General features: G+C 70.0%; 22 protein-coding genes. 9 read left to right on the top strand and 13 right to left on the bottom strand.

Annotated features, from left to right (window positions below):
• Positions 1-6: 6 nt before the first annotated feature.
• Positions 7-1,596 (bottom strand): cytochrome ubiquinol oxidase subunit I, encoded by a 1,590-nt coding sequence (locus tag EOD42_RS00305; protein WP_127785066.1) that lies wholly within the window; start codon positions 1,594-1,596, stop codon positions 7-9.
• A 436-nt stretch (positions 1,597-2,032) separates the two neighbouring features.
• Between EOD42_RS00305 and EOD42_RS00300 the strand changes: the two genes are divergently transcribed.
• Positions 2,033-2,344, top strand: coding sequence for a hypothetical protein (locus EOD42_RS00300; RefSeq protein WP_127785065.1), 312 nt, complete (start codon positions 2,033-2,035; stop codon positions 2,342-2,344).
• Between the two features lie 52 nt (positions 2,345-2,396).
• Here EOD42_RS00300 and EOD42_RS26450 read toward each other — a convergent pair whose 3' ends face one another.
• Both EOD42_RS26450 and EOD42_RS00290 read right to left on the bottom strand, forming a co-directional pair.
• Complete coding sequence (locus EOD42_RS26450) at positions 2,397-3,608, bottom strand: MFS transporter (protein WP_127785064.1); 1,212 nt, start codon at positions 3,606-3,608, stop codon at positions 2,397-2,399.
• 47 nt (positions 3,609-3,655) lie between these two features.
• On the bottom strand, positions 3,656-4,171 hold the full coding sequence (locus EOD42_RS00290) for a TlpA family protein disulfide reductase (RefSeq protein ID WP_127785063.1): 516 nt from the start codon (positions 4,169-4,171) through the stop codon (positions 3,656-3,658).
• Positions 4,172-4,243: 72 nt separating this feature from the next.
• On the opposite strand from EOD42_RS00290, the gene argH reads away from it, so the two are divergent.
• Positions 4,244-5,611 carry an argininosuccinate lyase gene (gene argH / locus EOD42_RS00285; protein WP_127786522.1) on the top strand — a complete coding sequence of 456 codons (1,368 nt, stop codon included), beginning with the start codon at positions 4,244-4,246 and terminating at the stop codon, positions 5,609-5,611.
• A complete protein-coding gene (locus EOD42_RS26445) occupies positions 5,608-5,730 on the top strand; it encodes a hypothetical protein (protein WP_276318114.1) in 123 nt (40 codons plus the stop codon). The genes argH and EOD42_RS26445 overlap by 4 nt, the downstream gene beginning before the upstream one ends.
• A gap of 265 nt (positions 5,731-5,995) precedes the next feature.
• On the opposite strand, the gene EOD42_RS00280 is transcribed toward EOD42_RS26445, so the two are convergent.
• Genes EOD42_RS00280 through EOD42_RS00265 form a run of 4 tightly spaced genes read right to left on the bottom strand, consistent with a single transcriptional unit; the run spans position 5,996 to position 8,965 of the window.
• The gene (locus EOD42_RS00280; RefSeq protein WP_127785062.1) at positions 5,996-7,264 is read right to left on the bottom strand and encodes a beta-ketoacyl synthase N-terminal-like domain-containing protein; all 1,269 of its coding nucleotides are present in this window, start codon (positions 7,262-7,264) and stop codon (positions 5,996-5,998) included.
• Positions 7,261-8,241 carry a beta-ketoacyl synthase N-terminal-like domain-containing protein gene (locus EOD42_RS00275; RefSeq protein WP_127785061.1) on the bottom strand — a complete coding sequence of 327 codons (981 nt, stop codon included), beginning with the start codon at positions 8,239-8,241 and terminating at the stop codon, positions 7,261-7,263. The genes EOD42_RS00280 and EOD42_RS00275 overlap by 4 nt, the downstream gene beginning before the upstream one ends.
• On the bottom strand, positions 8,238-8,687 hold the full coding sequence (locus EOD42_RS00270) for a 3-hydroxyacyl-ACP dehydratase FabZ family protein (protein WP_127785060.1): 450 nt from the start codon (positions 8,685-8,687) through the stop codon (positions 8,238-8,240). Before EOD42_RS00270 ends, EOD42_RS00275 begins: the two co-directional genes overlap by 4 nt.
• Entirely contained in the window at positions 8,684-8,965 is a 282-nt protein-coding gene (locus EOD42_RS00265) for an acyl carrier protein (protein WP_127785059.1), read from the bottom strand. Before EOD42_RS00265 ends, EOD42_RS00270 begins: the two co-directional genes overlap by 4 nt.
• A 99-nt stretch (positions 8,966-9,064) precedes the next feature.
• Here EOD42_RS00265 and EOD42_RS00260 point away from each other — a divergent pair, with 99 nt between their 5' ends.
• The 4 genes from EOD42_RS00260 to EOD42_RS00245 all read left to right on the top strand — a co-directional run bounded on the left by EOD42_RS00260 (position 9,065) and on the right by EOD42_RS00245 (position 11,644).
• Positions 9,065-10,099, top strand: coding sequence for a serine hydrolase domain-containing protein (locus EOD42_RS00260; protein WP_127785058.1), 1,035 nt, complete (start codon positions 9,065-9,067; stop codon positions 10,097-10,099).
• A complete protein-coding gene (locus EOD42_RS00255; RefSeq protein WP_127785057.1) occupies positions 10,099-10,509 on the top strand; it encodes an acyl-CoA thioesterase in 411 nt (136 codons plus the stop codon). Before EOD42_RS00260 ends, EOD42_RS00255 begins: the two co-directional genes overlap by 1 nt.
• Positions 10,509-11,282 carry an SDR family NAD(P)-dependent oxidoreductase gene (locus EOD42_RS00250; RefSeq protein WP_127785056.1) on the top strand — a complete coding sequence of 258 codons (774 nt, stop codon included), beginning with the start codon at positions 10,509-10,511 and terminating at the stop codon, positions 11,280-11,282. The genes EOD42_RS00255 and EOD42_RS00250 overlap by 1 nt, the downstream gene beginning before the upstream one ends.
• A gap of 128 nt (positions 11,283-11,410) precedes the next feature.
• Positions 11,411-11,644 carry a hypothetical protein gene (locus EOD42_RS00245; RefSeq protein WP_127785055.1) on the top strand — a complete coding sequence of 78 codons (234 nt, stop codon included), beginning with the start codon at positions 11,411-11,413 and terminating at the stop codon, positions 11,642-11,644.
• 18 nt (positions 11,645-11,662) lie between these two features.
• Here EOD42_RS00245 and EOD42_RS00240 read toward each other — a convergent pair whose 3' ends face one another.
• The gene (locus tag EOD42_RS00240; protein WP_206020204.1) at positions 11,663-12,490 is read right to left on the bottom strand and encodes a pyridoxamine 5'-phosphate oxidase family protein; all 828 of its coding nucleotides are present in this window, start codon (positions 12,488-12,490) and stop codon (positions 11,663-11,665) included.
• Positions 12,487-13,110, bottom strand: coding sequence for a glutathione S-transferase family protein (locus tag EOD42_RS00235; RefSeq protein ID WP_127785054.1), 624 nt, complete (start codon positions 13,108-13,110; stop codon positions 12,487-12,489). The genes EOD42_RS00240 and EOD42_RS00235 overlap by 4 nt, the downstream gene beginning before the upstream one ends.
• Positions 13,111-13,204: 94 nt before the next feature.
• On the opposite strand from EOD42_RS00235, the gene EOD42_RS00230 reads away from it, so the two are divergent.
• On the top strand, positions 13,205-14,098 hold the full coding sequence (locus tag EOD42_RS00230) for a LysR family transcriptional regulator (RefSeq protein WP_127785053.1): 894 nt from the start codon (positions 13,205-13,207) through the stop codon (positions 14,096-14,098).
• 4 nt (positions 14,099-14,102) lie between these two features.
• Here EOD42_RS00230 and EOD42_RS00225 read toward each other — a convergent pair whose 3' ends face one another.
• The 3 genes from EOD42_RS00225 to EOD42_RS00215 all read right to left on the bottom strand — a co-directional run bounded on the left by EOD42_RS00225 (position 14,103) and on the right by EOD42_RS00215 (position 17,191).
• Entirely contained in the window at positions 14,103-15,437 is a 1,335-nt protein-coding gene (locus tag EOD42_RS00225; RefSeq protein WP_206020203.1) for an alpha/beta hydrolase family protein, read from the bottom strand.
• Between the two features lie 152 nt (positions 15,438-15,589).
• Positions 15,590-16,576 carry a Bug family tripartite tricarboxylate transporter substrate binding protein gene (locus EOD42_RS00220; RefSeq protein WP_127785052.1) on the bottom strand — a complete coding sequence of 329 codons (987 nt, stop codon included), beginning with the start codon at positions 16,574-16,576 and terminating at the stop codon, positions 15,590-15,592.
• Between the two features lie 189 nt (positions 16,577-16,765).
• A complete protein-coding gene (locus tag EOD42_RS00215; RefSeq protein WP_127785051.1) occupies positions 16,766-17,191 on the bottom strand; it encodes a PRC-barrel domain-containing protein in 426 nt (141 codons plus the stop codon).
• 134 nt (positions 17,192-17,325) lie between these two features.
• On the opposite strand from EOD42_RS00215, the gene dapB reads away from it, so the two are divergent.
• A complete protein-coding gene (dapB, locus tag EOD42_RS00210) occupies positions 17,326-18,102 on the top strand; it encodes a 4-hydroxy-tetrahydrodipicolinate reductase (RefSeq protein ID WP_127785050.1) in 777 nt (258 codons plus the stop codon).
• Positions 18,103-18,112: 10 nt separating this feature from the next.
• Here the strand turns inward: dapB and ggt are convergent, their stop codons facing one another.
• Positions 18,113-19,738, bottom strand: coding sequence for a gamma-glutamyltransferase (ggt, locus tag EOD42_RS00205; protein ID WP_206020202.1), 1,626 nt, complete (start codon positions 19,736-19,738; stop codon positions 18,113-18,115).
• Between the last annotated feature and the right edge of the window lie 49 nt (positions 19,739-19,787).

Below are 19,787 nucleotides of genomic sequence, written 5' to 3'. Positions count from 1 at the left end.
GTCAGGTCACTCCGCGGGCAGGATGCCGCGCGTGGGCGCGGATTGGGCATAGGGCAGGTAGGGCAGGTCGGCCTCGGGCGGCGGGCCCTTGCGGATGGCGCGCAGCATCAGCCCCATCTCCACCACGAACAGCGCGCTGTAGAGGATGACGAACCCCGCCAGCGTCAGCGCCACCTGGGTGATGCCCAGGCTGGAGACGGCGACGGCGGTGGGCAGCACCCCCTCCACCACCCAGGGCTGGCGGCCGAGCTCGGCCACGATCCAGCCCATCTCGGCCGCGATCCAGGGCAGCGGGATGGCCCATACCGCGACCCACAGCAGCCATCGATAGTGATCGAGCCGCTGCTTCGCCGACAGCCAGAAGAAGGTGCCCATCAGCAGGATCAGGAAGAAGCCGATGGCCACCATGATGCGGAAGGACCAGAACAGCGGGGCCACCGGCGGCACCAGGTCCCAGGAGGCGGCCTCGATCTGCGCGGGCGTCGCCCGGCGCGGGTCGTCCACATGGCGCAGCAGCAGCAGCGCATAGCCCAGGTTGGTGCCGTTCTCCTCGAAGGCGTTGCGGACATCGGTGGGCACGCCGGCGCCGCGCGCGGCCCGGATGGTCTGCAGCGCGTCATAGGCGAGGATGCCGCTGCGGATGCGTTCCTGCGCGCGGGCCACCAGTTCGCGGATGCCCGGAACCTCGGTGTTGAGGGAGCGCGTGGCGATCAGCCCCAGCGCGCCCGGGATCTGCAGGATATGGTGGGTTTCCCGCGCGGCCTGGTTCGGGAAGCCGATGGCGGTGAAGGCGGCGGGTGCCGCCTCCGTCTCCCACATGCCCTCGATGGCCGCGAGCTTCATGCGCTGGTGCTCATTGGCCAGATACCCGCTCTCATCGCCCAGAACGACCACCGAGAGGGAGGAGAGCAGCCCGAAGGAGCACGCGACCGCCATGGAACGCTTGGCGAGCGCCACGTGCCGGCCCTTCAGCACATACCAGGCCGAGACGCCGAGCACGAAGGCCGAGGCCGTGACATAGCCCGCCGAGACGGTGTGCACGAACTTCGCCTGGGCGACGGGGTTGAACACGACCTCGAAGAAATTGACCACCTCCATCCGCATGGTGGCGGGATTGAAGGCGCTGCCGACCGGGTTCTGCATCCAGCCATTGGCGATCAGGATCCAGAGGGCGGAGAAGTTGGAGCCGGCGGCCACCGCCCAGGTGGCGGCGAGGTGCCCCAGCTTGGACATGCGGTCCCAGCCGAAGAAGAACAGGCCCACGAAGGTGGCTTCGAGGAAGAACGCCATCAGCCCTTCGATGGCCAGGGGCGCGCCGAAAATGTCGCCCACATAATGGCTGTAGTAGCTCCAGTTCATGCCGAACTGGAATTCCATCGTCAGGCCCGTGGCCACGCCGAGGACGAAGTTGATGCCGAACAGGCTGCCCCAGAACTTCGTCATTTCCCGCCAGATGGGGCGGGCGGTCATGACATAGACCGTCTCCATGATGGCGATGACGACGGACAGGCCGAGCGTGAGCGGCACGAAGAGGAAGTGGTAGAGGGCCGTCATCGCGAATTGCAGTCGCGAGAGGCCGACGACGTCGAGCTCCATGCGGTGTGCCGGCCGGCGCCGGCCCCCCCCTTCACAGGTTCGCGGCGCGTGGAATGACGCGACGCGGCACGGGTCGGCCCGGTCCCGGCACTCCGCGGTGCCGGGGCCTCGCCGTCCCGCGACGGCTGCCCGATGCCGAGGGTGCTGCCGGCGTATCAAGGCAATCTCTTATATAAGGGAAATGCTATTTAAGGGCATCCCCCCACCCCCGGATGATCAGGCCTGCGGACAAAAATATATGCATTGTCCGGAATGAACAAAAAGAAACGACCGCCTAAGCCGTTCGACGCGAACAATATTGCGGGATGCGTTGCGTAAGAATTGGACAAAACGCCTCATCCCCCACGGCGCGCGGAGAGGCCCGTAAGGGGGCAGCGCAACCGACGCCGCCCGGGAGCGTTTTGATGGCATGACACGGAGCAAGAGGAGAACGCCGATGATCCGTAAGACCATGATTCTGGCCGGTGTGCTGATGCTCGGCGCCGTTGGTGCCCATGCGCAGGGTGGCGGTGTCTCGCCGAACCTGCCGATCAACCACCCGGTGATGACGCCGATGGCCGCCCCGGCCCCGGTGATGATCCAGCAGCCGGTGCAGGCGCCGATGCCGCCGGTGCAGACCACGGTGCGCCAGGCCGACCCGCTGGCCGGCGTCTCGCTGCCCAACCAGCGTGTGGGCGACGCGGCCTATAATGGCGGCGGCGTCGTTCTGGAACACGGGCCGGATGGCGTGACCCGCCAGATTCAGTAGCCAGGTCCAGTAAGCCTGAAGAGGCCCGGGGCATCATGCCTCGGGCCTTTTTCTATCTGCCCTTGGGCAGCAGCGCATAGCCGGCGGCCCCGGCCACAAGCGCCAGCGAGATCAACCCGAACCCCGCGCGATAGGCTGCCTCCGGCCGCACGCCGCCGGTTTCCGGCCAGGCGCCCACCACCCATCCAACCGCGATCGGCAAGGCCGCGCTGCCCAGCACCTGCGCCAGGTTCAGCGTCGTCGCGGCACGCCCGGCCATATGGTCCGGGAACAGGGCGCGGTTTTCCGCCACCACCAGCACCGGATAGGCGCTGGTGACGCACAGGCCCACCAGCAGCAGCGTCGCGGCCCATAGCGGCAGCCCGGGCACCAGCGCCAGCACGGCCAGGATGGCCGCCGTGCTCAGCGCGCCCGTAACCACGGTGCGCAGCCGCCCACCCAGAAGCCGTTCGATACGGGGCAGCGGCAGCAACCCCGCCGGAAGCCCCGCGACCATGGCCAGCAGCACCCAGCCCCGCCCCGTGGCGTCCAGCCCCTGCACATCCCGCAGATAGGGCGCGGTCCAGATCGCCAGCATCGTCGCCATGGCGGCATAGCCCACCATGTGCATGCACAGCAGCCGGTGCAGCCCCGGCGTGGCCCAGACGGTGAACTGGCCGATGAAGGCGCGCAGCAGGCTCTCACGCGGGATCCGGGGCGGCGTGCCCGGCGGCGCGTCCTGCGCGTCGCGCCACCACCAGAGCGTGGCCGCCAGGGTCAGCACGGCGGTGGCCAGCATGGCCCCGCGCCAACCGGTCCACAGCGCCAGGAAGGCCAGCGGCGCGCCCGCCACCACCAGCCCGATCTGGCTGAAGGCGAAGCCCTGGGTCAGCAGTTTCGTGCTCTCGGCCCCGCGCGCCCAGGTGGTGCACAGGACCACCAGCGACATGAAGGCGGCCGAGCAGCCGATACCCATCAGGAAGCGCGCCAACCACAGCTGCGTGCCGTCCTGCACGAAGGCCTGCAGCGCGGCCCCCGCCATGGCCGCGGGCGCCAGCCACAGGGTAAGCCGGCGCGGGCCGATGCGGTCCAGCGCGATGCCCACCGGGATCTGGCCCGCCATCAGCGCGAAGAAGAAGGCCGCCCCGGCCGCGCCCAGCGCCGCCGGCGGCATGTCCAGCTCCCGCGCGACATCGGGGCCGAGCGCGCTCAATGAGGCACGATGCAACTGAGAGATCGCCGTGACCGTCGCGGCGAGGAACATGATTCGGGTAGCGGGCTTCACGTTTCTTCCCCTGGCACGGCCAGCTTAGGCCGCGCCGGGGCCGGTCGCTACGCCAGGCGCCGAAGTATCGCCAGGATCTGGGCGTCGTCCCACTCCGCCTCGCCCTCGGCACGGGCCACTTCCTCTCCGGCCTTGCTGACGATGATGGTGGTCGGCAGGCCGCGCGCGCCGAAGGCCCGGGCCGCCGCCCCGCGCGGGTCCAGCACCACGGGCAGGTTCTTCACCTGCGTGCGCTCATAAAAGCCACGCACCTGGTTGGCCCCGCCCCGGTCCGAGGACAGCGGCAGCACCGAAAAACCCTCCGGCGCCAGGATACCCGCCGCGCGGTCCAGCGCCGGCATTTCCGCGACACAGGGCGGGCACCAGGTGGCCCACAGGTTGATCAGCAGCGCCTTGCCCTGGAAATCCTTGGCGGAACGGCTGGTGCCGTCCGCCTCCAGGAAGGTGAAATCGGGCAGCGGGCGACGGCCCTCACGGATACGATGCGCGCCATTACCGCCCGATCCCGCCGCCCCGGCTGGACGCGGGGCAAAGGGGGTGGCTAGAACCGCCCCAAGCACCATTCTCCGGTGCAAGGCTTGCGAAAGGTGCATCTTCCAGTGTCCATCCCCAATCACGACGGTGCCGGCAACCAGATGTGGGGCGGCCGCTATGCCGAAGGCCCCTCCGCCATCATGCGCGAGATCAATGCCTCGATCGGCTTTGACCGCAAGATGTGGCAGCAGGACATCCGGGGCAGCCTGGCCCATGCCGGCATGCTGGCTCATGTAGGGATCATCTCGGCCGATGACGAGGCCGCGATCCGCCAGGGCATGGAAACCATCGCCAAGGAGATCGCCGAGGGCCGCTTCCCCTTCGATGAAACCCTGGAAGACATCCACCTGAACATCGAGGCCCGCCTGACCGAGCGCATCGGTGAGGCCGGCAAGCGCCTGCACACCGGCCGCAGCCGCAACGACCAGGTGGCGACCGATTTCCGCCTGTGGGTGCGCGACGCGCTGGATGGCCTGGCCGCCCAGATCGAGGACTGCCTGCGCGCCTTCGTCTCCGTCGCCGCCGAGCACACGGGCACGCTGATGCCGGGCTTCACGCACCTGCAGCCGGCCCAGCCCACCACCCTCGGCCACCACATGCTGGCCTATACGGAAATGCTGTCGCGTGACCTCGGCCGGTTCCGCGACGCCCGCACCCGCATGAACGAGTGCCCGCTGGGCGCCGCGGCCCTCTGCGGCACGGGCTTCCCGATCGACCGGCACATGACCGCGGCCTCGCTCGGCTTCGACGGCCCCACCCGCAACAGCCTGGACAGCGTGGCCAGCCGCGATTTCGCCCTCGAATTCCTCTCCGCCTGCGCCATCTGCGCGACCCACCTGTCGCGCTTCGCCGAGGAGATCGTGATCTGGACCAGCCCCGCCTTCGGCTTCATCCGCCTGGGTGATGGGCTGACCACCGGCAGCTCCATCATGCCGCAGAAGCGCAACCCGGACGCGGCGGAACTGGTGCGCGGCAAGACCGGGCGCATCAACGGCGCGCTGATCGGCCTGCTGACCGTGATGAAGGGCCTGGCCCTGACCTATGCCAAGGACATGCAGGAGGACAAGGAAGGCGTGTTCGACGCCGCCCAGTCCCTGTCGCTGTGCCTGGCCGCCACCGCCGCCATGGTGCGCGACATGAAGCCCGACCTGGCCCGCATGGCCGCCGCCGCCGGCGCCGGCTTCTCCACCGCCACCGACCTGGCCGACTGGCTGGTGCGTGAGCTGAAGATGCCCTTCCGCGACGCCCACCACGTCACGGGCCGCATCGTCGCCAAGGCCGAGCAGATGGGCGTCGACATCTCGGGCCTCACCCTGGTCGAGATGCAGGAAATCGAACCCCGCATCACCACCAGCGTCTTCGGCGTGCTGAGCCCGGCCGCCAGCGCCGCCAGCCGCACCAGCTTCGGCGGCACGGCCCCCAGCAACGTGGCCCGCATGGTCAAGGAATGGCAGGAGAAACTGGCATGAGACTGCTCAGCGCATTGCTCGCCCTGGCCTTGCTGGCCGCCTGCGGCCGCGCCGGGCCGCCGCGCCCGCCCGGGCCGCAAGACCAGATCGTGTACCCGAGGGCATACCCGGCACGGTGATGGGGCGCTGGTTTCGGGGCTTCGCCCCGGACCCCACCAAGGGCTCTGCCCTTGGAACCCGCCAAAGGCCGAAAGGCCTTTGGAAACCGGGAGCTGAAAGTGTGGGGAAGGGGCACCGAGCGCGCTCTGACCCCGCGTTCGCTTTCAGCCCCTTCCCCAAACTTTCAGAAGACTCAAGTGGGTCCAGGGGCCACAGGCTCCTGGCGGGGTTCCAAGGGGCAGCGCCCCTTGGTGGGGGTCCGGGGGCGGAGCCCCCGAGACAGCGCTACAGCCCCACGCCGAGTGCCACGCACACGTTCTGTCCGCCGAAGCCGAAGCTGTTGGACAGGGCCGCCTTCACGCCGGTCACGGCGCGGGCCTGGTGTGGGATCACGTCCAGGTTCAGGGCCGGGTCGGTGTCGTCCTGGTTGATGGTCGGCGGCAGCAGTTGGTCGCGCAGGGCCATCAGGCAGATCACCGCCTCGATCGCGCCGGCCGCGGACAGGGTGTGGCCGATCATGCTCTTGGTCGAGGAAGTGGGCGGTGCCACCTCGCCGAACACCATATGGATGGCCATGGCTTCGGTCTTGTCGTTCTCGGGCGTCGAGGTGCCGTGGGCGTTGATGTAGCCGAACACCTCGGGCGGCAGGCCGGAATCGGCGATGGCGTCCTGCATCACTCCCGCCACCGGCACGGCGTCCGGCGAGGAGCGGGTGCGGTGGAAGGTGTCGGCGCGTTCGCCCACGCCCAGGATCTCGCCCAGCACGGTCGCGCCGCGGGCCAGCGCGTGTTCCATGGTTTCCAGCACCAGGGCACCCGCACCGTCGCCCATGACGAAACCATCGCGGGAGAGGCTGAAGGGCCGGCTGGCGGCGGCCGGGTCGTCGTTGCGGTTGGACAGCGCGTGCAGCAGGGCGAAGCGGATCAGGGTCTCGGGCGTCATGGACGCCTCGGCCCCGCCGGCCAGGGCCACGGAGGCCTCGCCGCGCCGCAGTGCCTCGGTGGCCAGTTGGATGGCGGTGCCGCCGGAGGCGCAGGCGGTGGTCACGGCCTGCGGGATGCCGCGCGTGCCGTAACGTCGGGCCAGCACCACGGCGGGCGAGAACAGCTCACCCCCCGCGACCTGTCCGGGGAGTTCGGCGGCCGAGAGCGTCATGGCCATGCCGTCGGCGCCGGTCGCGGCCTCACGGATGGCGGTGCGGGCGGGCCATTCGATCTCGATGGGCGGCATGCCGAAGCAGAAGGGGCCGGCGATGGGGGCGGTCAGCCCGGCCTGGGCCAGGGCCTCGTCGAAGGCCATGGCGCCGAGGGTCGCCACGCGCTCACCGGCCGGCAGGGGGCGGCCCGGCCGGTCGCCCGGCAGGTCCACGCAGGCGCCGAAGCGGGTGCGCATGCCGGTGGTGTCGAAGCGCGTGATGTCCCGCACGCCGGAGCGCCCGGCGGTGAGCCCGGCCCAGCTTTCGGCCAGGTTCAACCCTAGCGCGGTGACCATGCCCATGCCGGTGACGACGACGCGCGGCCGGCCCAGATGGTCCGTCAGGGCGATGTCCTTCATGCCCGGTATTCCTTCACGGTGGCCGCGAAATGCCCATGGCGGTGGCCGAAGCCGGTGACGTGCTGCTTGCCGGCCAGGGCGGCCATCGCCACGGCCATCGGGAAGGCGGCTTCCATCAGGTGGCCGGTGGCGTCCGCCACGGCCAGGGCGCCGGCGGGCGCCTGGAAGGGGGCTGCGGAGACATCGGGCGCGCCGGTGTCGAGCGGTACCATGTCGGTCCGCACTTCCTCCAGCAATGCCAATGGCCTGGCGCCGCGCGCCAGGGCGGCGTCCAGCTTTTCCAGCACCAGGAAGGCCGCGCCGCTGCCGGGCACCAGCTTCTCGCGCTCGGCGGTGGGCGCCCAGGCGTTCTGCTGCAGCCAGGGGGCGTAGGTCAGCAGATTGTCCCAGCGGGCCGCGATCCAGGCCGCCCCCACCAGCATGATGCGGGAGGTACCGTCGGCCACGCGCGCATGGGCCACGCGCAGCGCCTCGGCGCCGGCCGCTTCCTCACCCAGGAAGGTGCGGGAGGAACCGGCGACGTTGTGCAGGATGGAGATGGAGCCGGCCAGCAGGTTGGACAGCTGCGCCAGGAACAGGGTGGGGCGCAGCCCCTCGCCCAGCTTGCGGTTCAGCCAGGCCTCGCGGTCGCTGGGCGCCACGGTCAGGATCTCGGCCAGCAGGGTCGCGTCCAGCGTGGTGTCGCGCTCGCCGCCGCCGGCGGCCACCATCAGGTCCATCTGGCCGACCAGCGCACCCGCGCCCGCATCGGCGATGGCCAGCCCGGCGGCATGGGTGCCCAGCCGCTGCCAGCCTTCCATCTGCCGGAACTCACGCCGGGGGATGTGGTCCTCCAGCTTCAGCGGCGTCAGCGGGTGGATGGGGAAGGGGGCGAAGCCCGTTTCGTCCAGCACGGGCTCGGCGGGCCAGGCGGAGTGGGCCTCACGGCCCTCACCCAGGCAGGAGATCAGGCCGAGGCCCGTGATAGCGACAGTCATGGTAGTCCCAGCTCCGTGCCGCGGGCCCGCACCAGCGCGCGGAGGCTTTCCTCCGGGAAGGGCAGGGTGCGCAGCGTGTATTCGGCATCCGCCACGGGCTTGCCGGCGGCGTCCCTGATGCGGCCGGCGAGCACGGCATAGCCCGAGCCGTCATGCACCAGCTTCGCCTCGATGGTGACGGCATCGCCCGGGCGCAGCATGCCGCGCATCTTGGCCTCGCCCACCTTGGCCAGCAGGGGCATGCGCTCGAACGCCAGGCGGCTGACCATCAGCCAGCCCCCGGCCTGCGCCATCGTCTCGATCATCAATACCCCTGGCAGAATCGGAAAGCCGGGGAAATGGCCCTCGAAGACAGGGCTTTCCAGGGGCAGGGTGGCTTCCGCCGTCAGGGTTTCCGCATCGTGGGCCACGATGCGGTCCAGCATGGAGAAGCGTTCGAGGATCACCCCTTGGCCGCCACCAGCTCGTCGATGCGCTCGGCCAGGCCCTTCATGATGAAGAACTGCTCGGCCGGGGCCTTGCCCGTGTTCACCTGCTCGGTCCAGGCCTCGACCGGCACCTTGATGCCGAATTCCTTGTCGATGGCGAAGACGATGTCCAGGAAGTCCAGGCTGTCGATGCCGAGGTCGTTGATCACATGCGCCTCGGGCGTGATGGTGGCGCGATCGACATTCGCGGTTTCCGCGATGATGTCGGCGATGCGGTCGAAGGTATCGGCGGCCATGCGCGGCGACTCCCTGGCAGAGGCTTGGGTGTTTGGTAGAGCCGTTTGGCCCGTCAGGCACCACTTGTCCAGCGCCGCCCACCCTGTAGCCTGCGCCCCATGACGACCATCACCGATGCCCTGGACTTCATCGCCGCCCATGAGACGCCCTGGCCGCGCGACCTGCGCGCCCATCTGGACAGCGGCTTCTTCGACCCGCCGCCCGACAACACGCCGGTCGGCCCCGTGCACCCGCGCGGCCCGGTGAACGCCATCATCACCCGCAAGGGAGAGGTGCTGGGCACCACCGGCAACACGAAGCAGGTCGACCAGACCTTCAGCGTGGCGAAAAGCTACCTGTCCATGCTGACCGGCATCGCGGTGGGTGACGGGCTGATCGCGGACATCGACCGCCCGGTGCGGGAGCTGGTGCAGGATGGCGGCTTCGAGAGCCCGCAGAACGCCACCATCACCTGGCGGCACCTGCTGACCAATACCTCGGAATGGGAAGGCGAGCTGTTCGGCAAGTCCGACCTGATCGACCGCGGCCGCACCCTGTCGCGTGAGGGCTCGGGGCCGAAGCGCAGCACCCGCCAGCTGCAGCCGCCCGGTTCCTATTGGGAATACAACGATGTGCGGGTGAACCGCCTGTCGCTGTCGCTGCTGCGCGTGTTCCGCCGCCCGCTGCCGGAAGTCTGGGCCGAGCGCGTGATGAACCCGATCGGGGCCAGCACGACCTGGAAGTGGGAAGGCTATGACACCGCCTGGGTCGAGGTGGACGGCAAGCGGATGCAGTCCGTGCCCGGCGGCACCCATTGGGGCGGCGGCGTGTCGATCAGCGCCGAGGACCAGCTGCGCGTGGTGCAGATGGCGGCCAATGGCGGCGTGTGGGAAGGCAAGCGCATCCTGCCCGAGGGCTGGGTGAAGGACAGCATCACCCCCTGCGCGCTGAACCCGCATTACGGCTACCTCTATTGGCTGAACACGGGCCGCACCAAATGGCCGGCGGCCAGCGAAGGCGCCTTCAGCTTCTCGGGCGCCGGCGGGGCCACCTGCTGGGTGGAGCCCGCCGAGGACCTGGTCTGCGTGTTCCGCTGGCTGGACCCGCAACATCTGAACGAGGCGATGCGCCTGGTGCGGGAAGCCGTCGCGTAATGGACGCGATCCGCCGCGCGCACCGGGTCCGCTGGTCCGATTGCGACATGCACGGGCATGTGAACCACACAGCCTACCTGGTGTGGTTCGAGGATCTGCGCGTGGCGCATTGGGAAAGCCTGGGGCAGAGCTTCAAGCCGCATTCGGTGGGGCCGGTGGTCGGGCAGCTTTCCGTCCGATACCTGGCGCCGCTCGCCTTCGGGGATGAGGTGGAGTTGGTGCTGGCGGTGCCCAGTCTGCGCCGCACTTCCTTCGTGCATGAATACACGGTGCTGAAGAACGGCGAGCGCGTGTTCGAATGCACCGCCGTCATCGTCTGCGTGGACAATGCCGCCGGCACCCGCATCCCCATCCCACCCGAGGCCCGCGCGCTGATGATCGAGCGCGACGGCGCCCAGGCCGAGGGCTGATGCGCTTCGCGAATGCGCTGATCACGGGCGCTTCCTCGGGCATCGGGGTGGCGCTGGCGCGCGCCCTGGCCATGCCGGGTGCCACCTTGCACCTGTCCGGCCGTGACGCCGCCCGGCTGGAGGCGGTGGCCGAGGCATGCCGCGCCCAGGGTGCTGCGGCCCATACCCGCGTGCTGGACGTGCGCGATGCGGATGCGATGCAGGATTGGGTGCTGGGGGCCGGGCGTCTCGACCTGGTGCTGGCCAATGCCGGCATCGGCACCGGCACGGGCGATGCCACGGAGCCCGCCCAGGCCGCGCGCGACGTGTTCGACACCAACGTGACCGGCGTGCTGAACACCTGCCTGCCGGCCATGGAGGTGATGGCCGCGCAGACGGCTGCCGAGGACGGTTGGCGCGGCCATGTGGCGGTGGTGGCCTCACTGGCGGCCTTCGTGGCCGGGCCCAGCGCGCCCGCCTATTGCGCCAGCAAATCCGCGGTCCAGCGCTGGGCGGAGGCACGGGATGCCACGGAGCGCCGGCGCGGCATCCGCATGCACGCGCTGTGCCCGGGCTTCATCCGCACGCCCATGACCGCGCGCAACGCCTTTCCCATGCCGTTTCTGATGGAGCCCGATCAGGCCGCGAAGCGCATGCTGGACGGTATCGCGGCCGGAAAGCTTCGCATCGCCTTCCCGCGCCGGCTCTATGCGATGTCGCGTCTGGTGGGGGCGCTGCCGCCCGGGCTGCGGGCCCGGCTGCTGGAACAGGCGCCGCCCAAGCACCAGGGCTAGTGGCCCGCGAATATCCGATTCAAAACTTGGTTAATTAATGCTTGGGGAATTGTAACTTACGCATACATTTAGGATAGGGTATATCATTGACCAAATTGTTTAGTGAATTGGTCTGAAATACCACCGCGATGAAGTTGCAGATAAACATCAAGTCGCCCGCCGGCCATGTCAGCTGGAAGGCACAGGGCGACTCCTCCCAGGATATCAGGTCCAGCATCGTCGCCGCCCTGGACGGCTACTTCTCGGCGGCCGGTTCCGCGCCGGGGGAGCTGGTGATCTCTGTCCAGCCGATGTGCGAGGTGGAGACGCCCCCCGCCCGTGCGCGCGCCACCGGCCCGTCGCGGGGGCGCTGCGGCAGCTGAGGGACATCCTGGGCGCCGTCAGGCCGGCGCCCAGGTGAAGGGCAGCACCCCTTCCTGCCACCACGCATGTTCCGTGTGGAACTGCACGGCGCGCTCTCCCTCCCAGCGCGTTTCGGCCCGGCCCTGCAGCAGCAGCGCGCGCCCTTGCGTGAAATCAGGCAGCAGCAGCGCGGCGCGCGGTTCCAGCAGCAGATTGCCCAGCGTGTTGAAGAAGCGGTTGCCCGGAAAATCCGGGATGGTCACCGTCTCTCCCTCCAGCGCCATGAAGCCCGGCGGGCCGCCGCGGTGGGACATGTCCATGCCGCCGGTCGCCGCGCCCGATGTCGCGATGAAGGCCGTATCGGCCGTGCCGATCAGGGCACGGGCATCGGCATCCAGCGCCGCCAGGGCCTGGGTCTCGCGCTGGCGCGCCACCGGCAGCGCCTCACGCGGGGTGATGAAGCGCGGGCAATTGCCGAAGCTCTCCTCCACCCGCACCGAGAAGCCCAGCGGGCCGATGCTCTCGACATGGCCGTTGGCGCGGTTGCGGCGGCGGGTGTGGTGCTCCAGCCCCAGCAGCCCGATGGGCGCACCCCGCCGGGCCACCAGTGGCGCGGCGGGCAGGGCCGCGATGGTCAGGCGCTGCGGGTCCGGGCTGTCGATGAAGCCGGGCTCACCCGACAGCACCGTGGCCAGCGGGGCCCCGTTCGCATCGGGCAGCGCCACCCACAGCAGCGGCAGGGAGGCGAAGAAGTCGCGGTGCTGGTCAGGCATGAAGGGGCGGATCGGGGCCTGGGCGACATCGACGCCGGCCAGATGCTGGGCGGCCTTCTCACCGGCGTGAAAAGGCAGGAAGCCGGCGTTCACGCTGCTGCCTCCACCGGGTTGGGGCCTGCCGGCATGTCGAACCAGCCGGGCAGGGCGCGCAGGCGGGACAGCCAGGCGGTGACGGCGGGATACGGCGCCAGGGACACCCCGCCCTCCGGCGCGACGGCGACATAGCTGGCCAGCGCCAGGTCGGCGATGCTGGGCGTGCTGCCCACCAGCCAGTCGCGGCCGGCCAGGTGCCGCTGCATGAAGCCCAGCAGCCTGGCGGCGATGGCCTGGGCATGGGGCAGGTCCTCGGCGATGCCGAACTGAAGCACCAGCCGCGCCCGCGCGGGGCCGAAGGCCAGTTCACCCGCCGCGAGGCTCAGCCAGCGCTGCATCTCGGCCTCCAGCACCGGGTCGGTCGGGATCCAGGCGCTGCCGGCGCCGTAGCGGCGCATCAGATAGACCATGATCGCATTGGAATCGCTCAACACCAGCGCGCCGTCCTGCAGCACCGGGATCTGCCCGAGCGGGTTCATGGCGCGGAAGGCGTCGCTCTGGCGCACCGCGGGCGGGGCGGGCTCCATGCGGATCGCCACGCCCAGCATGCGGGCCAGCAGCATCACGCGATGGACGTGCCCGGACAGGGCGCCGCCGTGAAGGGTGAGTTCGGTCATAAGGGCCTCCTGGTTCGGTGGCCCTAAGTTGCGCTTTGCCGAATCATGAAAGAATGCTCGAATACGGCAAGGCATTATTTCAACAGGTGCAGCAATGACCGATCGGCTGGAGGAGCTGGAAACCTTCCTGTCCATCATCGACGGCGGCGGCTTCGCCCAGGCCGCGCGGCGCCTGGGGCGTTCAGGCCCCTCGGTCACGCGGGCGATGCAGGCGCTGGAGGCGCGGATGGGTGCGCGGCTGCTGGAGCGCACCACGCGCCGCGTCTCCCCCACCGAGGCAGGGCAACGCCTGGCCGCCGAGGCGCGGGAGGTGCTGGCCCATTACCGCGCCGCGCTCACGGGCCGGGAGGACCGGCCCGAGGGCGTGCTGCGCGTCACCGCCCCGGTGATCTTCGGCGGGCGGCATGTCGCCCCCCTGCTGGCGGGCTTCCTGGACCGGCACCCGGGCATCCGGGCGGAGCTCACCCTCTCTGACCGCAACCTGGACATGATCGAGGAGGCGCAGGATGTGGCGCTGCGCATCGGCCCCATCGCCCAGGCCAGCCTGGAGATCCGCCGCGTGGGCGAGGTGCGGCGCGTGCTGGTCGCCAGCCCGGCCTATCTGGCCCGCTACGGCACGCCGCTGACGCCGGCCGAGCTCGGCCGCCACGCCCTGATCTTCACGGCCAGCCGGCCGATGGCGCGCGAATGGCGCTTCCGCCACAAGGGCCGGGACGTCGTGCATCGCTTCACCCCCCGCCTGGCGGTGACGCATATCGAGGCCGCCCTGGCCGTGGCGGCGGCCGGGCAGGGGATAGCGACCGCGCTGTCCTATCAGGTGCTGAACGACATCGCGGCCGGGCGTTTCGCCCGGCTGCTGCCGGAATACGAGCCGCCCGCGATGCCGGTGCAGCTGGTGCGCCCCGCCGGGCCGCACCCGCCGCGCCGCGTGGCGCTGTTCCTGGAGGAAGCGGAAGCGGAGCTGAAGGCGCTGCCGCTGATCCGCTGACCCGTCACAGCAGGCTGCGGAACCAGTCGAGCACCGTGTCCTTGCCGTTCAGCACCGAGGGGTCGCCATACATGCCGCCCAGGAAGGTGCTGCGATGGCTGGCCCCGGTGACGGGCACGCCCGTCGCCAGCCTGCCCCCCGCCGAGAGCGCCCGGTACACCATGGAGGGATGGATCGCCTCGTCGGCCAGCCCGTAGTGGAAGCGGATCGGCGCGTCGTATTCCCAGTAGGAGGAGGTGGCGGAGGCCAGCCGGCGCAGGAAGGCGCTGTTCCGCTCATCCGTATAGCCGTCCAGGAAGCCGGGGATCAGCGCCTCGGGCACGTTGGGGAAGTGCTGCGACCGGTCGAAATCCAGCCGGTAGTCGTTCCAGTACTTCGCCGCCAGCGCGCGGTACTGCGGGCGGATGGCGGCCTGCATCAGCCCGTCGATGCGGTATTGCAGCTCATAGCTGCCGAGCAGGATGATGAGGCACAGCGTCGCCCAGTCCGGCGGGGCCGGGTAGGCGGTGGTGCCGGCGGGCAGGGGAAAGGTCTGTGCCCCCATCCAATAGCGCAGAGTGTCGTTCAGGTCGTTGAAGGGGCTGGCGACGGCCGTCGCGGTCACGGGGCGGGAGGCCTGGCGCAGAGCCTGATGCATCCACTGGGTGTTCAGCGCGCCCTGGGACCAGCCGTGCAGGAACAGCTTGCCCGGCGTCAGGCCCAGCCCGCGCAGCGCAGCCTGGCCGGCATCCAGCGTGTCCACGCAGGTCTGGGTGCTGACGCCCTTGACCAGGTAGCCTTCGCCGCGTCCCTCCCGGTACGGGCCCTTGCCGACATAGTCGGCGGCGATGACGGCGAAGCCCTGGGCGGCGAAGCGGTGCAGGTTGAACACCGTCTCCAGCGAATCGGCCGCGTCGGTCGGCTCATAGGCCGGGTTCGCCAGCCGGGTCATGTTGGAGGGCACCTGGTCGAAGGACAGGATGGTGCCGTGCTGCCAGGACACCACCGGCACCTCGCCCCGCGCACCTGCGGGCACGGCCAGCAGGCCGCTGATCTTCAGCCGCTCCCCGGTTTCGGGCACCACCGTGTAGCTGGTGATGCGATGCAGGTCGACGTCGTTGCGGCCGTGGAAGCGCCCGGCGTCGAAGGCCGGGATGGCGTGGGCGGCGTTGAACAGCGGAAACGCCTTCTCCGCCAGCGCATCGAGCCGGGCGGCGGTGACGCGGCCGCTGTTGTCCAGCTGGGGCGCGCCGGGCTGGGCCGAAACGCCGCGGATCACGGCCGCACTCGCCAGGGTTGTGCCGGCGAGCTTCAGGAGAAGCCGGCGATCGCCCTTCAGCGGCGCGGGAGACTGGGACATGGGGCCGAGATCCTTGCAGAATGGGAAAGCTGGATGCGAAGGCCCACCGCCCTGGCGAGGCGGCAGGCAAACGACAGCGAAACTTCATTCTGCTGGAAAAACAATGCACGTTTTCTGAAGCAGGGCTTCAGGGCATTGCGGCCCGTGTGGGCTCAGTCCACGTGGATCCGGGCCTCGCGCACCACGCGGCCCCATTTCTCGCGCTCGGCGGCGATATAGGCGGCCAGTTCCTCGGCCGTGCTGCCGGAGGGATCGACGCCCGCGGCTTCCATCCGCTGGATCAACTGCGGGTTGCGCGTGGCCTGCTGGCAGGCGGCGCTGAGCCGGGCGATCGCCGGCGCCGGCGTGCCGCCGGTGGCCATCACCGCGCCCCAGCTGGTGGCGGTGGCCTGCGGCAGGCCCTGTTCGGCCAGGGTGGGCACATCCGGCAGCAGGGCGTGGCGCTGCGGGCCGGTGGCGGCCAGGGCGCGGATGCGGCCGTCGCGGATGGCGCCGGTGGTGGCCGCGATCTGCACCAGCATCATCTGGATGTTGCCGGCGATCAGGTCGTTCATCGCCCCGCCAGAGCCGCGATAGGGCACGTGCTGCACATCGATGCCGGCGGCCAGCTTGAACAGCTCGGCGGCCGTGTGGGTCGAGGCGCCGTGTCCCGAGGAGCCATAGCTCATCTCGCCCGGCTTGCTCTTGGCGAGCGCCACGAACTCCGCCAGCGTGTTCGCGCGCACGCCGGGGTGAACCACGATCACCATGTCGCTGGTATAGGCCATGGAGACGGGGGCCAGGTCCTTCGCCGGATCGAAGCCCATGCTGCGGTAGATGTAGGCGTTGGTGGTCAGCAGGCCGGTGGTGCCCATCAGCAGCGTGTGGCCGTCGGCGGGCGCGCGGGCCACCATCTCACCGCCCAGATTGCCGCCCGAGCCGCCCCGGTTCTCGACCACGATGGGCTGGCCGAGCTGCTCGGCCATGCGGTCCGCGATCATGCGCGCCGCCACATCCGTGCTGCCGCCGGCCACGAAGGGCACGATCATGCGCATGGGGCGGCTCGGCGTCCATTCCGACCCTTGGGCCTGGGCACGGTCGGAGAGTGCGGGCAGGGCCAGGGCCGTGCCCAGCAGGGCGCGGCGGTTGATGGGGAGCATGCTTCGATCCCGGGACAGTTTCCTTGTGCGCCTGTCCTAACAAGTTCATGACGATTTGGCCAGATACCCCGTCCCCTCGGACCACGGGCGACGCATCCGGGTTCACGCACGCAAACGCCCCCGGCCTGTCCTGCCGCATGGCAGGGGGCCGGAGGCGTCGCTTCACGTCAGCTCAGTGGCAGCCGAGCTTCAGATGACGGGCCAGTACAGCGCCTCGTCATAGTGGCTGCGGACGCGGCGGTTGTAGTCGTCGTCCCAGCCGGTGGTCTCCTCCACGGTCGGCGCGTTCTCCAGCGTCGCCTTGTTGAGCTTCACCTGATAGCCCTCGAGCTTCGTGTTGTAGCGCAGCATCGACCAGGGCAGCGGGTAGTGCTTGCCGCCGAAGCCCATGAAGCTGCCGAAGCTGAGGACCGCGTAGGAAACGCTGCCCGTCTGCTTGTCGAGCATCACGTCCTCGATGGAGCCGATCTTGTTCTCCTCGAGGTCATAGACCGGCGTGCCGGAAACGCGCGCACCTGCGATCAGCGAGCCATGCGTCGGCGCCGTCAGGTCACGGTGCGTCGGCTGGGCCGGCGGGGTGCTATGCTGCGTGCTCTTGGGGGCGATGTGGTTCATGGTCGTTTCTCCTTTCACGGTACATGTGCCGCTGTTGATGAAACGCGATACATTCCCCCCGGTTGCCCCCAAGGGTTGCCCCATTGGGGCCGAAAGCCGTATCCACGCAGCCGGAACGCAGGGAGATCAGTCACATGGCGCTTCGTATCGGCATCGCGGGCATTGCCGGCCGCATGGGACAGCTGCTGGCGGCAGAGGTGCTCAAGACCGGCGCCGCGCTTGCGGGCGGCACGCTGCGCGACGGCGGCAAGGCGGCCCCGCACGGCACCGCCGTCTTCGCGGATATCGACGCCCTGTTCGCGGCCAGTGACGTCGTGATCGACTTCACCATCGCCGCCACCACCGACGCCCATGCCGCCGCCGCCGCCCGCGCCGGCAAGCCCTTCATCCTGGGCACCACCGGCCTGACCCTGGCGCAGGAGGCAGGACTGGCCGAGGCCGCGAAGCAGGCGCCCATCGTCTATGCCGCCAATTTCTCCCCCGGCGTGAACCTCGTCTTCGCCCTGGCCGAGAAGATGGGCGCCGCACTCTCCGGCGACCGCTATGACGCCGAGATCGTGGAGATGCATCACCGCCAGAAGGTCGATGCCCCCTCGGGCACCGCGGTGGCCATCGGGCGCGCCGTGGCCAAGGGCCGCGGCACCACCATGGAGGAAGCGGGCATCGAGAGCGGCCGCGACGGCCATACCGGCCCGCGCAAGACCGGCGCCATCGGCTTTGCCGCGCTGCGCGGCGGCCAGGTGGTGGGCGAGCACACGCTGCTCTTCGCCTCGGGCACCGAGCACATCGCGCTGACCCATCGCAGCTTCGACCGCGCGGCCTATGCGGTGGGCGCGGTGCAGGCGGCCAACTGGGCCGCGGGCAAGCCCGCCGGGCTGTACGACATGAAGGACGTGCTGGGGATGCGCTGAGGCCCGCGCCTCATACCACGCCCGGATAGCCGTCGCGCTGCGGGTCGGCGCCGCCTTCCAGGCGGCCGTCCCACATCGTGATGCCGTGCACGGCCGCGAAGGCATAGCTGATGGCGTGCCGCTTCACCTTGTAGTCCATCCCCGCCAGCGCCTTTTCCACCGAGCGCGGGATGCGGTTGGACAGGTCGATCACCTCCGACGTCGCGGAGAAGCGGGGGGCGCTCACGGCCTCCTGCATGGTCATGCCCCAGTCCAGCAGGTTGATCAGCGCCTGGCCGATCGCCACCCCGATCCAGGCTCCGCCGGGCGCGCCCAGCGTGGCGACCGGTGCCTCACCCTCGAACACGATGCTGGGTGACATGGAGGAATAGCGCCGCTTGCCCGGCGCGATGGAGCCCGCCCGGCCCGGGCGCGGGTCGTACCAGTTCATCGCGCCGTTCAGCATGAAGCCGGTGCCGGCCGGCATCACGCCCGACGGCACGCCCAGCGTATGCGTCATCGACACCACCATGCCGTCGGCATCGACGCAGGAGATGGTGGTGGTGCCCTTGGGCTCCGGCGCGCGGGTCAGCACCGTGCGCCTGCCGGCCCTGATGTCCGCCGCGCACTGGTCCGCGTAGCCGTCCGAGAGCAGCATCTCCAGCGGTGCCGGGGCGAAATCCGGGTCTCCGATATGCTCGTCCTTGTCGCGGCCCGCGATCAGCATCGCCTCCGCCACGATGCGGATGTACTCGGCGCTGTTGTGGCCGAGCGAGACCAGGTCGAAGCGTTCCAGGATGCGCAGCATCTCGGCCACGAAGATGCCGCCGGCGGGCGGCGGGGGCAGGGCGATGCGCCGGCCGCGATAGGGGATGAAGATCGGCGCCTCCCGCCGCGGGCGGAAATCCGCGAGGTCGTCGCGCGTGATCAGCCCGCCATGCGCCTGCATCTCCGCCGCGATCACGGCCGCGATGTCGCCGCGATAGAAGGCATCGGCGCCATCGCGGGAGATCGTGTCCAGCGTGTCGGCCAGGGCCGGGTTCACCACCTTGTCACCGATCCGCTTCGGCGTGCCGTCCGGCCGGCAGTACAGCGCGGCCCCCTGCGCGGTGAAGGCCAGCTTGCGCACATAGGGCAGGCGGCCATAGCCGGCCTCGTCCAGATGGAACATGGAGGCGACATGCGGGCGGACCAGCCAGCCCTCTCTGGCCAGGGCCATGGCGGGGGCGAACAGTTCGCGCCAGGGCAGGCGCCCGGCGGCGGCATGGGCGGCTGACAGCCCTGCCAGGATGCCCGGAACGGTCACAGCTTCGTGACCCAGCTCATTCGCATGGTCCGACAGGACATAGCCGTAGCCGTCGCTGCATTCGCGCAGGAAGCGCGCGGCGAACATGTCCTCACGCGCGGCGGCGGGGCAGGTGGACAGGCCGTCCCAGACCTCGTGCCGGCCGGAGGCGCGGTCCAGCAGATGCACGACGCCCAGCCCGCCCAGGCCGCACATCATGGGGTCCACCACGCCCTGGGCCAGGGCGCAGCCGATCGCGGCATCCAGCGCATTGCCGCCCGCGCGCAGGATCTCGGTTCCGGCCTCCACCGCCTCCGGCTGGGGGGCCACGATCATGGCACGGGCTTCGGGCAGGCAACGGGCTGGGCGCATCAGGCATTCTCCTCAAGCTGGATGATGCACGGATGCGGCGCTTCGTGTA

Source organism: Rhodovarius crocodyli, assembly GCF_004005855.1.
Classification (GTDB): Bacteria; Pseudomonadota; Alphaproteobacteria; order Acetobacterales; family Acetobacteraceae; genus Rhodovarius; species Rhodovarius crocodyli.
This window is presented reverse-complemented; position numbering and strand designations above follow the sequence as displayed.